The following is a 12,513-nucleotide window of genomic DNA, read 5'->3' as shown; positions in this document are numbered from 1 at the left end:
GTGTCTGTTAAACCCGTGGCGATTCAGGCTTTACCGTAGCCTGTACGTTTAAGAACTTCTGGTAGACGGATGAGACGGGTTGGTTGATTGTTCATTTTGTTTTCCCCTTGTCGTTGCGATGGAACCACTATACGAATAGTCGGGAAAAGAAAGGAGTGAGGCTCCTGAGGCGGAGGTTATCGAAGTTGGTCCTGTTCAGAACTGGGGAACTTCACGTCATCTGAACTTCCCCAGTTTTGCAGAAAGAGTGTCTACGGCTGCGTCCATCCCTTGACGAGGGTAATGATGAGCCAAGTTGGATATCGCTGTTGCAGCAACAATGACATTATTGGGCTATACGCGACTTCATAGTCGGCGGTTATGTACCAGCAACGAAAGCAGTGTCCAAGCTAAGTTCAGATGTCCGCCTGCCAGCAAAGTTGAAAAGGCTGCTGAGAAATATCTTCCACAGCGGCCTTTTTAGCATACAGTCATTGAGTGAGTTAATTCATATTGAAATGAAAAACTCCTCTTCATTTCTCCTCTTATAATCATCATCCCATATGAGTTTTATTCGATATTTAGTTTTGCTACCGAAACTTAGTCCCGCGATGATCTCAATTCCGTGTTGCGGATGCAGTATCTCATATGGGAACTTGTCTTCTACATCCGATATTACAAGGTATTCATCACCGTCATTATCAGGAAAGTGAATTTCTATATTCCTAGCTTCGACTTTGCCTCTATTGTATATTTTTAGCCTGTAATTGTTTCTGGCTATTTTTACCAAGCGAGCACCAAGCTCAGCCTTCATTTCATTGATAGCTGACTTTGTTTCTTTTTCCAGAAGCAACTTACGTAATCTATCTTGCTCATCTTTAATAACCTTTTGTTCTCTATCGCTTTTTCTTGATTTAAGCTCGGATGATATAATGGTGTAGATTGATACTGCAAGCGCTCCTAAAGCGATGACGTCACTTGTAGTCATTATTTGATCCTTATGTTTTTACTTCCCTTAAAAGCTTTCTTCAGTATGTCGTTAAACTGCTTTTGTATATCCTTCGTCAATTCTTCTTTTACTTCATTAACATGCGCATCAATACTTACGCCATTTTCTTGGATTAACTCATCGTTAGTGAGTATTTTTCCGCATCCTATGCATTTGACGATCTCCGAATCTTCGGCATGTTCCATTTCTGAGTTCCCGCATACAGGACATAATAGAGTGATTTTTCTATTGTATTTTTCAGGATTCAATTTCATCTATTTTCACCTTTCTTATATACCATTTTTAGTTGCTGACAATATGGATGCTATTGGATTAAAACTTTGGAGATTCACTTAGATTCTCCTTAAATATCATAACACTGAAGCTATTACCTTGTACCAAATATTTCCTCAGAACGTGACTGTAATGTCTTCAACGCATTGAGCATATCGTCACCATTCAGCGAACGTTGGGATTTCTTTTCTGCTGGTTTTCTACGTCGCCGTGATGGGCCATCACCGGCAGGTATTGCCTGTGAACGATTATTGTCATGCTTATCCTGAACCAGTTTAATAAATTCGAGTGTACGACCGAGGTGACCTGTCCCCTTTCAATACGATACGCCAATGTTAGTAGTGCCCCTATCGGCTGTAGCGACAATTGTGAGCTTCCGCTTCTCGCTCACAGCGTCCCCTCAACTTATTGTATATGGCAGCTTTCTGCCAGGAGCGGAAGTTGATGACATATTCTATGTTAATCAAGTAGATACAGATTGATTAACTTGCGTTCTTTCCTTCGTTGATGTAAATACGGCGATCACGAAAAAAACCGAAATGCCGTTTTGATGCCTTTTCTGTAGGGAGTGCCGCCAAGTAGGATCAGAGGGCATATTACATAAAAATAACTATAGATCATTATGTTAATGAATAAAAATAAACACCTGAACGTTCGATTAAGTTATGCTAAGATAACTGTTTATTCATACAGCATAAATCCAAAGTGAAGTTGTAGCAAACCCTTAGCGTACATAAACAAAAAATCTAAGAGTGAGGAGTTCATTCGATGACTATATCTGAAATGTTTTCAGGGTTTATATCAAACTTATCTATCAATAATGCAGAAACAATCAGCTCTCGCTATGGTGAGTTAACCACTGCTTTAAACAAACAGTTCAGAGATACCGAATCTAATACAGCAAATACTTTACAAGTGGGTTCATTTGGGAGAAAAACGGGAATCAGAGGTATTTCAGATCTAGATATGCTATATATTATGCCTAAATCAAAATGGGATAATTACAAAGACGGTAAACAATTAGAACTACTTCAAGATGTCAAATCAGCGATATTAAAAAGGTATCCGACGACGAAAGTTCGTGTGGACAGACTTGTCGTTACTGTAACTTATACCAATTTCCATGTTGAAGTTCAGCCTGTTTTTGAACAAGAGGATTGTAGTTATAAATATCCTGACACGAAAAACGGTGGCAGTTGGAAAATAACGAAGCCCAGAGCTGAAATGACAGCTATAAATAACCTTGACGTAAACAAAAATAGCAACCTCCGTCGGCTATGTAAAATGATAAGGGCATGGCGTAACAAACATGGCTTAGCTATGGGAGGGCTTCTGATTGATACTCTGGTATACAATTTTCTAGACTCAACAACTGAGTATGATGATAAGAGCTATCACTATTATGATTGGTTAAGTAGAGATTTTTTCAAGTATATATATGAACTTGAAGAACAGACTGAGTATTCAGCCCCTGGCAGTCGTCAACGAGTGAAAGTTAAGAAAAAATTTCAAAAGAAAGCTAAAAAAGCATACCATCTGTGTCTTGAAGCAATTGATGCTAACGGTCAATCGAATGAAAATGATAAATGGAAAAAGGTCTATGGTCGCCCGTTCCCGAAAGCTGAAACTGTATCAAAGGCATCCCTTTCGATCCATACCCACGCAACATGGAAAAACACAGAAGAATTTATCGAAGATAAATTCCCTGTGGATATTAAAGAAAACATAAAAATTGATTGTGAAGTGAAACAAAATGGTTTTCGAGAGTTTTTTCTGCGTGATATGATCTCAAGACATATTCCTCTACGAAATAAAAAGGATTTAAGGTTTGAGGTGAAAGAGATTTCAGTTATACAACCTTATGATATATACTGGAAAGTATTGAATAGAGGTGAAGTGGCAAAGAGAAAAAATAATATTCGAGGACAAATAGTTGCAGATGCCGGGATGAGACAGAAAATAGAGTCCACCAATTTTCGTGGGGATCACATTGTCGAATGCTATTGTGTTAAAGACGGAGTTGTCGTTGCCAAAGATAGAATTCATGTACCAATAGTAATCGAGGGTAACCGTGATGAATGAAGACCGTTTAATCCTTGAAGGGCAGATAAGAGAATGTTACGGACGGGTCGTTTACTCCCATAAAACTCATGAAAAATGTGCTGACATACTTATCCGTAAGCATGAAAACATAAAATTATGGCAAATAGTCGTATCAGCATTAGTCACAGGTGGAATAGTTTCAACTTTCTTTGACAAGGGCAACGTTAGCGCTATTATCAGTGTTGTTCTCTCAACCATCCTTTTGATTTTAAATACATATACAAAAAATTATGATTTAGGAGAACTAGCTCAAAAGCATCGGCAAGCTGGCTGTGATCTATGGATTATAAGAGAAGAATATCTTTCATTGTTGACTGATATTCGTATTGGGGATATCTCCCTTGATAAAATAAGAGAAAAAAGAGATAAACTAACAAAAGAATTACAGTCTGTATACGCAGGTTCTCCGAGCACAAATTACAAAGCTTATATGGCCGCGCAAAAGGCTCTAAAGGAACTGGAGGATATGAGTTTTTCAGATAGTGAAATTGATGCCTTTTTACCAAAAGAATTAAAGCGGTCTTGAACTTATAGCCTATAAACTGAACTACCTCAAACCTGACCTGACAGTTACCTATTATTTCTACAAGTTTCTGTCGGATCAGGTGTACACTATTAATCACATAAAATTTTTTATATATCAATTTCAATATATCTAGTTTCTATTTCTTCATATTCCTCACATATAATCCTGACCTCAATTATATGCTTTCCTGTTGCTAAAGGAACTATCATGTATTCATCATCAAATGATGACTCTCTCGTGTGCAATAAATTATCAATTTTTATCGTAATTTTCCTTCCATCAAGTTTCGTCCACCACTTTTGATTAATAGGTGGAATTTTACTCAGAAATGATAGATTCTTATTCAAAGATGGAAAACGATCCATCACACTATAACCACCACCTAACTGTGTCTGTAAACGGGATAATGCAGAATTTTGCATATATTTATTTTTACTATATTCCGATTCTGCTCGAATCATAGGATTAACTGGAAGAGGCGATTCAGGCTCACTAAATGTGTCGTCATTCTCATAAATGAAAAATGCATCCGGGAATTCGATATCTATATATACATTAGTTGCTTTGATACTTCCTATGTTAGACACTAATATTTCAAGAGCTGAGGAATAATTATTTATCTTATAAAATCTTTCAATTTTTTTATTATAATTAGACAATTCATTTTGACTTGGGATTTCCCTATTATATTTCTCTATATCATCTTCAGAGATATACTCATGTAAATGTGATGGCACATTTTGTAACCTCAAAACATCAGGCATCGTTAGGGTTTCATATGAATTGAAACTTTCATCTATAGTCGGCTTATTTATGGAAACATCGATCGATGGTTTTCTAAATGAAATTTTTGATTCAAGATCCAAAACCCTTTTTCGTAACTCTCTGTTTTCTTTACTCAAAGAAGTTAACTCTTTTGAAAGCGCTCCATCTATATCTGCCTTATCACCACGAATCCATCCTATCCCAGGTTTCTGCATGATCTGCTTCATCAATGAAATTGATACGCTTTTTATAAGCTGGTCTTTTGTCTCCCAAAATTGAGCCATTTTTGAATTTCTTAACACCAATTCTCTAAATCCATTAATTTCTGAGAGATCATCGTCCCTTCTATCTATTGGTAGAGGCACATTGTCTTTCATGACAAATGCAAGAATAGGTATCTTTCTTTCTAAGGCATACTCATATTCTTTTTGTGTGAAACTGATGCCATCTGATGTTTTTGAACCATATCTTAAACCTAAAACAAGAATATAATAATCACTAACTTCAATCGTTCGTCTGATGATTTCCCACTGGTCCTCATCTTCAGCACTGAACATCTCCATCCCAATAGGGATATGATACATTTCCAAAATAGCTTTTATAATACTTTCTCTTTCTTCTGCTAAGTCAGAATATGTGGAACTCAAGAAAACTTGATATTTAGTAGATTCCAAGATAACCTCGCATTTCTCTTAATTGCTATACTTTTTGGGCATTAATTACGTATTTAAAATTTCAGAGTAGGCCAGCGAAAACCAAATGCACATTTTTATAATAGAAACAACCAGTTGAGGTTGTTATCTACAAACATAAAGGTATGTTATAGTAACATTAATCTGTAAGTTTAATTACATCAGAAATTTTCATTTTTTTCAAATGATTGTTCTTGTTTATAAAAAAATGAAACTGCCTGATGAAGTCAATTGTTGAGGCTTTAAGGGCAAGAGGTCGGTCAGTATCTTTGATCTGCTGGGGTAGTCTCATTTCACTTTCTGCGTCGTCGTCTGTATATAGCAACCTAGATAGTCTGTCGTCAGAGATGCGGATTTTTTTAATGGCGGCCCAGACCAGAATATCCAGCATAGGTATTACGCGATAGTTGATCAGTTTCTTGATAGTTCCATACCCAAACCGAACTGACTCTAGAGGATTTTCTTCTATACCTTTAATTTTTCGCCATTGCGGTAGTGCAGCCTTAAGTGATTCAGCAATTTCCTCGTCAGTCCCACTTGCTAAATCTATTTCAAACATAACTGTCCGGGGAAACTGATCTGGCATACTCTCAGAGACAGGTTTTTCTTCAAACTCTTTATTCACAGCATACCCATCCCCGCCACTCCAGAAATACATTTCTCTTTTCATAGCAAGTATGCTTAATCGGGCAATATCATCTGTTGTAGTGAGCAAGAAATGAGGTGGTTGAAACAACTTGTTTTCGGGAGTCATATACCCAAGCTTTTCCTCTTCTATAAGAAAAGGATTCCCACTAAAGATTTTCGAGAAGTATCCCATAAGAGCTTTGCTCTCAAAATTTTCTCTGTAGCTTTTGAAGAACAACGTCCTTGCCCATAGCTCATGATAGAACCGTATAAGCGTAAGCTCTTCGAATTTGCGGTAAGTATCAATGTCGAGCCAAGATTTGATCTCTTTCGTATGTTCCGTTGACCAGTTTTTCATCATCCCTTTCCTTCTAAAAGCGATTTTAATCATTTTAGCTTACAGTAATACTGTTATCGCTTGAAACGTTGGGGCCCGGGACAGTTTTTCGCTGGTGCGATGATTTTCACTTTTAGGCATACACTTAGGCATACACAGATAAGCAACACTTAAACAAAATCATTAAAATCAATTAATTACATTGTTTTATTTAATCCTCTCGTGCCGACCAAAAATCCTCAAAAAAAACCAACCCTTGTGGTTGGTTTTTTTTATGCCTGCGATTCAATGTTCCGCACCACCACGGCTTTTAGCACAGGTTTTACTACTTACCCATGTACAAATTGGGGTAAAATTTACCCTCTCATCAGCGCGATAAACCTGGACGATTGATGCGCTGAAAACAATAATGATACTAATAAAACTCAGGAGAATAGTATGCCTGAAGCAACGCCTTTTCGGGTGCTGATTGTCGACGACCACCCACTGATGCGGCGGGGAATTAGTCAATTATTGCAACTGGATCCCGCATTTAACGTAGTGGCTGAAGCAGGTGACGGCGCAAGTGCGATCGATCTGGCAAACCGTCTGGACCTTGACGTGATCCTGTTGGATCTCAATATGAAAGGTATGAGTGGGCTGGATACCCTGAATGCGCTGCGTCGGGACGGCGTTACCGCACAAATTATCATTCTGACCGTTTCGGATGCCGCCAGCGATGTATACGCCTTAATTGACGCGGGTGCGGATGGTTATTTGCTCAAAGACAGCGATCCTGAAGTCCTGCTGGAGGCCATTCGCAGCGGAGCCAAAGGCGGTAAAGCGTTTAGTACACGCGTTAGTGAATATCTGCGCGAACGCGACCTGTTCGGCGCACAAGAAGATCCGTTCAGCATTCTCACCGAACGCGAGCTGGATGTGTTACACGAACTGGCTCAGGGGCTGTCGAATAAACAGATTGCTTCGGTATTAAATATTTCCGAACAGACGGTGAAGGTGCATATTCGCAACCTGCTGCGCAAACTCAATGTGCGCTCTCGCGTTGCTGCCACTATTCTGTTTTTGCAAACGCGCGGAATGCAATAACCAGATATTGCCCGATGGCGCTACGCTTATCGGGCCTACAAATCACGAGCATCGCAAGGCCGGATAAGACGCTTTGCGTCGCCATCCGGCCCCTTCCACTCTTACTTCTCCTGCGGCGTTAGCTGCTCCATCGCCTGTTTAATACTGCGTTCTATTACCGCCCGACGGGTATCGTTAGCGGGCAATAATTTCAGCATCATCTCCCACGCCGCAACCGCTTCGCCAAAGCGCTGCTGTTCGAAAGCGTTAAAAGCATACATGCTCAATACGCGCACGTTAGCATGCTCGCCTCTGATCAGCTGGCGCAACAACTCCCCTCCCCGACGGTTATCATCAGGATCGGAAGAACGGGTCAATGCTTCCGCATAACCCAGCGCCGCATCGCTGTTGTTAGGATCCAGTCGATAGGCATTGGCATAGGCTTCAGTAGCCGTACTGGCGTTACCGAGTACCATGCCAATACGTCCGAGCATGATCCAGCCTTCGACATTTCCGGCATCGGACTGTAAGCGAGTGCGCAGCCCCAGCGCCAGACGCGTCATGTCTTCTTCATTCAACGGGTCGGCTTTCGGATCCAATGCCCGCTCCAGCAGCGCTGGAGCCTGAGCGGTTGCCTGCTGCCAGACCTGCACCTGTTTATAGTTCCCGGTTTGATAATAGCTCACCACGCCAACCACCAGCGCCACCACGATCCCGGGCACAAAGAGTCCGAATCCACCGCGCTTGCCATCCGGGATAATGTCGTCAGGAAACTCTTCTTGTTTCACCCGCACGCGTCGGCGAGTACGGGCGAAAATAATCCAGCCCCCGAGACCAATCGCTACCACAGGCATCACCCACAGCAGCACGGTCAGCGGAGTTAACGGCGGATCGTAAGTGACGAAGTTGCCGTAGCGCGCCACCATGTAGTCAACAATCTCTTTCTGGCTTTTGCCTTCCTGCATCAGTTCGTACACTTTCTGACGCAGGTCGGTGGCGATCATTGAGTTAGAGTCGGCAATACTGTTGTTCTGACATTTAGGACAACGTAGTTGCTCGGTAAGCTGGCGGAACTGCTGCTCCTGCGCTTCATCCTTAAACTGCATTACGTCGATAGTCGCAAGCGCGGATCCCGAGATAACCAGCATCAGCAGGCCCAATAAAAATCTCATTGCGCAGCCTCCTTACTGTACTTGTCCCACAACGGTTTGATCTCGCTTTCCCACACGCGGGCATTCAGATCGCCGGCATGGCGATAGCGAATAATACCTTTCCCGTCGATCAGGAACGTCTCCGGTGCGCCGTACACGCCAAGATCGAGGCCGAGCATACCGTCGCCGTCAAACAGACTTAATGAGTAAGGATTGCCCAGCTCTTTCAGCCAGACAATGGCTTTCTGACGATCGTCTTTATAGTTCAGGCCCACTACCCGCACGCCTTGCGCAGACAGTTGATTCAGATACTGATGCTCGGCGCGACAGGTCGGACACCAAGTCGCCCAGACGTTCAGCAACACTGGCTTCCCCTGCGTCAGCACATCGGCCTGATAATGCTGCCCCGGGTTTTCCAGCGATTCCAGGCGGAACGTCGGAACAGGTTTGCCGATCAACGCCGACTCCAGATTAGTAGGGTCGTCTCCTTGCGCGTTACGCGCTAACTGCCACAGTAGCGCCGCTGCAATGATGAGAAAAATAATAAACGGTATTAACAGTGCGTTGCGCTTCATACAGCCTCCGACGCATTTTTTTGCACCGCGACACGCGGGCGCGTGCGCTGGCGATAGCGTGGATCAAACAGGCAGAACACCCCGCCCAGCGCCATCAGCAACCCTCCGGCCCAAATCCAGCGAATAAACGGTTTGTAATACAAACGTACAGCCCATGCGCCGTTATCCAGCTCTTCACCCAGCGCAGCATACAGATCGCGCGTAAGCCCGCCGTCAATCGCCGCTTCGGTCATCATCGAGCTGGTGCTGTTATAAAAGCGTTTCTCCGCATGCAGCGTGGCTTCCGGTTTACCATCACGCGTGACGCCAATAATGGCGACCCCGCCCCGGTAGTTTGGTCCGGTAATGTCTTTTACTTCACGGAAGGTGAACTGATAGTTATGGATACTGACGCTATCGCCCGCTTTCATGCGCACATCGCGTTCCACGCTGTAATTCTGGCTAAAGGCAATACCAACAATGGTAATCGCCAGCCCAACGTGACCTGATACCATCCCCCAGTAGCTTGGCGTCAGCTTTGTTCCACGAGAAATGCGCAGGTACGCTTCGGACATGGCCAGCACAAATATCCAGCACGCCATCGCCAGCCCCACCACCGTCATGGCGGCAATGCGATCCTCAAACATCCACGGCAGCAGCAGCGACAGAACAAGCGTGGTGACAAACGCGATGATCAGTAACGTTTTCAGTTTACGTGGTCGGTCACGGCCCCAGCGCACCAATGGCCCAATGCCCAGCAGCAGCGCAAACGGCGCCATCAGCCAGGTGAACATGGTATTGAAGAACGGCTCGCCAATCGAAATGCTGCCCAGCCCAAGCTGTTTGTGCACCAGCGGCAGCAGCGTGCCCAGTAACACCACCAGCATAGCGGCGATCAGCAGGACGTTGTTGCCCAACAGCAGCGATTCACGTGACCACAGCGCGTTGTTTACCCGCGAGCGAACCTTATGCCCACGCACTGCAAACAGCAGCAGGGAACCGCCAATCACCAGCACCATGAAGGCCAGTATAAACATCCCGCGCGACGGGTCTGAGGCGAAAGCATGCACCGAAACCAGTACGCCGGAGCGTACCAGGAAAGTACCCAACAGGCACAGCGAGAAGGCGCTGATTGACAGCAGCAGGGTCCAGGCTTTGAAGCTGGCGCGCTGTTCGGTTACCGACAGCGAGTGCATCAGGGCTGTGCCCACCAGCCATGGCATAAAGGAGGCGTTCTCAACCGGATCCCAGAACCACCAGCCGCCCCAGCCCAGCTCGTAATAGGCCCAGGCCGAACCGAGTACAATCCCCAGCGTCAGAAACACCCACGCCGCCAGCGTCCATGGACGCGAAAAGCGAGCGAAGGTGCTGTCCAGACGCCCGCTCATCAACGCGGCGATCGCAAACGCGAAAGCCACCGAGAAACCGACATACCCCATGTACAGCAACGGCGGATGGAAAATCAGTCCCGGATCCTGCAACAGCGGGTTCAGGTCGCGCCCTTCGATAGGGAAGTTGGGCAACGTGCGGGCAAACGGATTAGAGGTAAACAGGATAAACAGCAGGAAGCCGACGCTGACCATCCCCATCACCGCCAACACGCGGGCGACGATATCCAGCGGCATGCGCTGGCTGAACGCTGCGACAGCGAACGTCCAGCCGCTCATCAGCAACACCCACAGCAGCAGCGAGCCTTCATGCGCGCCCCATGTCGCCGCGACCCGATACCAGACCGGAAGTTGGGTATTGGAGTTACTGGCGACGTAGGTCACGGTAAAGTCGTTAACCACGAAAGCATTAACCAGAATCAGAAATGCCCCCATCACGCAGATAAACAAGACCCAGGCAAAGGGCCGTGCTGAGGCCATCATCCGTACGTCGCCGCGCGCCACGCCCCACAGCGGATAGACCGACAGCAGTAATGCAACGCCAAGCGCAAGGCACAACAGCGCATTGCCAATTTCAGGCATCATGACGTTTTATCCTTATAAACACTTTCCGGGCGACGGTGGTTTTCCTGCATCGCTTTTTCGACTTCCGGCGGGGTGTAATTTTCATCGTGTTTGGCAAGAACCTCTTTAGCCTGCACATGATTTCCCTTGTCCAGCTCGCCCTGAACGACGACGCCCTGGCCCTCACGGAACAGGTCCGGCAAAATGCCTTCATAGGTCACATCCACCACACCTTCGGCGTCATAGATGCTGAAATTTACTTTTAGCGATTGCGGATCGCGCTTCACGCTGCCCGGCATCACCATCCCACCCACGCGCAGACGTTGACCGACTTCAGGCATCTGCTGCGTTTCACGCTTACCGTAGAGTATCTCTCCCGGGGTGTAGAACAGATCGATATTGGAACGCAGCGCGTAGAGCACCAGCGAAATGGTCAACGCCAGACCTGCCAGTACCGCGCAGGCTATCCATAGCCGATTTTTACGTCGAATATTCACGCCGCCTCCCGTTGTACTTGCGCTGCGCGCATGCGCGCTTCCCTCGCCCGCTGCTGAGCCACACCGCGTAAAATTGCGCGATGCTGTAACGCAGAATGCAGCACCAGCACCAGTAGCGGAATAACGCTCATGGCGACAGCCAGCCAGACATACAAGGCGTAACCGCCCATCGCGAAAAAATCACTCCATGATGCAAATGCAGGGGTCATTGGCGGCCTCTTTTTAAGATCAGTTCGCTCACCCACGGGCGGCGTTTTTCCATCATCAAAATCAGGTTACGCATGCGCATTAGCGCCAGCGTGACAAACAGTAACAGGTAGCCGACGATCGCCAGACGCAGCGGCGCGCGCATTGCCGGATCGATACTCTGCTGCATACGGGTTGACCCCTGATGCAGCGTATTCCACCACTCGACCGAGTAATGAATGATCGGTAAGTTGACCACGCCAATCAGCACCAGAATACCGGCGGCACGCCCTGCCAGGCGGCGATCATCAAACGCATGCCATAGCGCAATGGCGCCAACATAGAGAAACAGCAGCACCAGTTCTGAGGTGAGTCGAGCATCCCAGACCCACCAGGTTCCCCACATCGGTTTGCCCCATGCGGACCCCGTCACCAACGCAATAAAGGTAAACACAGCGCCAATGGGCGCCATCGCAGCCAGCGCCAGATTGGCCATTTTCATTTGCCAGACCAGGCCGATAAACGCCGCAACAGCCATCGAGGCATAAATCCCCATCGACCAAATTGCCGCCGGAACGTGCAGATAAATGATGCGATAGCTCTGTCCCTGCTGATAATCAGCCGGCGCGAAGCCAAAGCCCCAGACCCATCCCGTTATGAGTACCACCGCGCTGGCAATCGCCAGCCACGGAATAAACCAGCCGCAGATCTGATAGAGCCGAGGGGGCATCGCCAATTGATGAAGTGTTTTCCACATAGTTCAGTCACCAGACTCCATTAATTAATATCCGTTTTGC

Annotated in this window: 13 protein-coding genes and 2 pseudogenes; 3 read left to right on the top strand and 12 right to left on the bottom strand. The window is 45.8% G+C overall.

Annotated elements, in window-relative coordinates; genetic code table 11:
* Positions 1 to 26: 26 nt before the first annotated feature.
* The 4 genes and pseudogenes from FDX11_RS13295 to FDX11_RS13280 form a co-directional block, all read right to left on the bottom strand.
* Positions 27 to 95, bottom strand: a pseudogene (locus FDX11_RS13295) (dipicolinate synthase); the annotation flags it as partial.
* A 392-nt stretch (positions 96 to 487) separates the two neighbouring features.
* On the bottom strand, positions 488 to 967 hold the full coding sequence (locus FDX11_RS13290; RefSeq protein ID WP_022631300.1) for a hypothetical protein: 480 nt from the start codon (positions 965 to 967) through the stop codon (positions 488 to 490).
* Positions 967 to 1,242: a hypothetical protein gene (locus tag FDX11_RS13285; RefSeq protein WP_031280849.1), complete on the bottom strand. Its 276-nt coding sequence runs from the start codon at positions 1,240 to 1,242 to the stop codon at positions 967 to 969. Before FDX11_RS13285 ends, FDX11_RS13290 begins: the two co-directional genes overlap by 1 nt.
* A 113-nt stretch (positions 1,243 to 1,355) precedes the next feature.
* Positions 1,356 to 1,562, bottom strand: a pseudogene (locus FDX11_RS13280) (ISNCY family transposase); the annotation flags it as partial.
* Positions 1,563 to 2,029: 467 nt separating this feature from the next.
* On the opposite strand from FDX11_RS13280, the gene FDX11_RS13275 reads away from it, so the two are divergent.
* A complete protein-coding gene (locus tag FDX11_RS13275) occupies positions 2,030 to 3,343 on the top strand; it encodes a nucleotidyltransferase (RefSeq protein ID WP_137398036.1) in 1,314 nt (437 codons plus the stop codon).
* Positions 3,336 to 3,890 carry an SLATT domain-containing protein gene (locus tag FDX11_RS13270; protein WP_071260273.1) on the top strand — a complete coding sequence of 185 codons (555 nt, stop codon included), beginning with the start codon at positions 3,336 to 3,338 and terminating at the stop codon, positions 3,888 to 3,890. The genes FDX11_RS13275 and FDX11_RS13270 overlap by 8 nt, the downstream gene beginning before the upstream one ends.
* A 107-nt stretch (positions 3,891 to 3,997) precedes the next feature.
* Here FDX11_RS13270 and FDX11_RS13265 read toward each other — a convergent pair whose 3' ends face one another.
* Together FDX11_RS13265 and FDX11_RS13260 are read right to left on the bottom strand one after the other, a co-directional pair.
* Entirely contained in the window at positions 3,998 to 5,329 is a 1,332-nt protein-coding gene (locus FDX11_RS13265; RefSeq protein ID WP_071260271.1) for a DUF4062 domain-containing protein, read from the bottom strand.
* A gap of 157 nt (positions 5,330 to 5,486) precedes the next feature.
* A complete protein-coding gene (locus FDX11_RS13260) occupies positions 5,487 to 6,332 on the bottom strand; it encodes a DUF6387 family protein (RefSeq protein WP_071260302.1) in 846 nt (281 codons plus the stop codon).
* 417 nt (positions 6,333 to 6,749) lie between these two features.
* Here FDX11_RS13260 and narP point away from each other — a divergent pair, with 417 nt between their 5' ends.
* Positions 6,750 to 7,397 carry a nitrate/nitrite response regulator protein NarP gene (gene narP, locus FDX11_RS13255; RefSeq protein ID WP_016153764.1) on the top strand — a complete coding sequence of 216 codons (648 nt, stop codon included), beginning with the start codon at positions 6,750 to 6,752 and terminating at the stop codon, positions 7,395 to 7,397.
* Between the two features lie 101 nt (positions 7,398 to 7,498).
* On the opposite strand, the gene FDX11_RS13250 is transcribed toward narP, so the two are convergent.
* The 6 genes from FDX11_RS13250 to FDX11_RS13225 are packed head-to-tail and all read right to left on the bottom strand — an operon-like array spanning position 7,499 to position 12,473.
* Entirely contained in the window at positions 7,499 to 8,548 is a 1,050-nt protein-coding gene (locus tag FDX11_RS13250; RefSeq protein WP_137371490.1) for a cytochrome c-type biogenesis protein CcmH, read from the bottom strand.
* Positions 8,545 to 9,102: a thiol:disulfide interchange protein DsbE gene (gene dsbE / locus FDX11_RS13245; protein ID WP_003834613.1), complete on the bottom strand. Its 558-nt coding sequence runs from the start codon at positions 9,100 to 9,102 to the stop codon at positions 8,545 to 8,547. Before dsbE ends, FDX11_RS13250 begins: the two co-directional genes overlap by 4 nt.
* On the bottom strand, positions 9,099 to 11,054 hold the full coding sequence (locus tag FDX11_RS13240; RefSeq protein WP_079223366.1) for a heme lyase CcmF/NrfE family subunit: 1,956 nt from the start codon (positions 11,052 to 11,054) through the stop codon (positions 9,099 to 9,101). Before FDX11_RS13240 ends, dsbE begins: the two co-directional genes overlap by 4 nt.
* Positions 11,051 to 11,530 (bottom strand): cytochrome c maturation protein CcmE, encoded by a 480-nt coding sequence (ccmE, locus tag FDX11_RS13235; RefSeq protein ID WP_042307191.1) that lies wholly within the window; start codon positions 11,528 to 11,530, stop codon positions 11,051 to 11,053. Before ccmE ends, FDX11_RS13240 begins: the two co-directional genes overlap by 4 nt.
* Positions 11,527 to 11,739: a heme exporter protein CcmD gene (ccmD, locus tag FDX11_RS13230; RefSeq protein ID WP_005129320.1), complete on the bottom strand. Its 213-nt coding sequence runs from the start codon at positions 11,737 to 11,739 to the stop codon at positions 11,527 to 11,529. The genes ccmE and ccmD overlap by 4 nt, the downstream gene beginning before the upstream one ends.
* Positions 11,736 to 12,473: a heme ABC transporter permease gene (locus FDX11_RS13225; protein WP_006683732.1), complete on the bottom strand. Its 738-nt coding sequence runs from the start codon at positions 12,471 to 12,473 to the stop codon at positions 11,736 to 11,738. The genes ccmD and FDX11_RS13225 overlap by 4 nt, the downstream gene beginning before the upstream one ends.
* Positions 12,474 to 12,513 lie beyond the last annotated feature (40 nt).

Origin of the sequence: Citrobacter sp. wls714, assembly GCF_005281025.1 — a bacterium.
GTDB classification, from domain to species: domain Bacteria; phylum Pseudomonadota; class Gammaproteobacteria; order Enterobacterales; family Enterobacteriaceae; genus Citrobacter; species Citrobacter werkmanii.
Note: the sequence above shows the minus strand (reverse complement) of the source record. Positions and strands in the feature narration are given on the sequence as shown.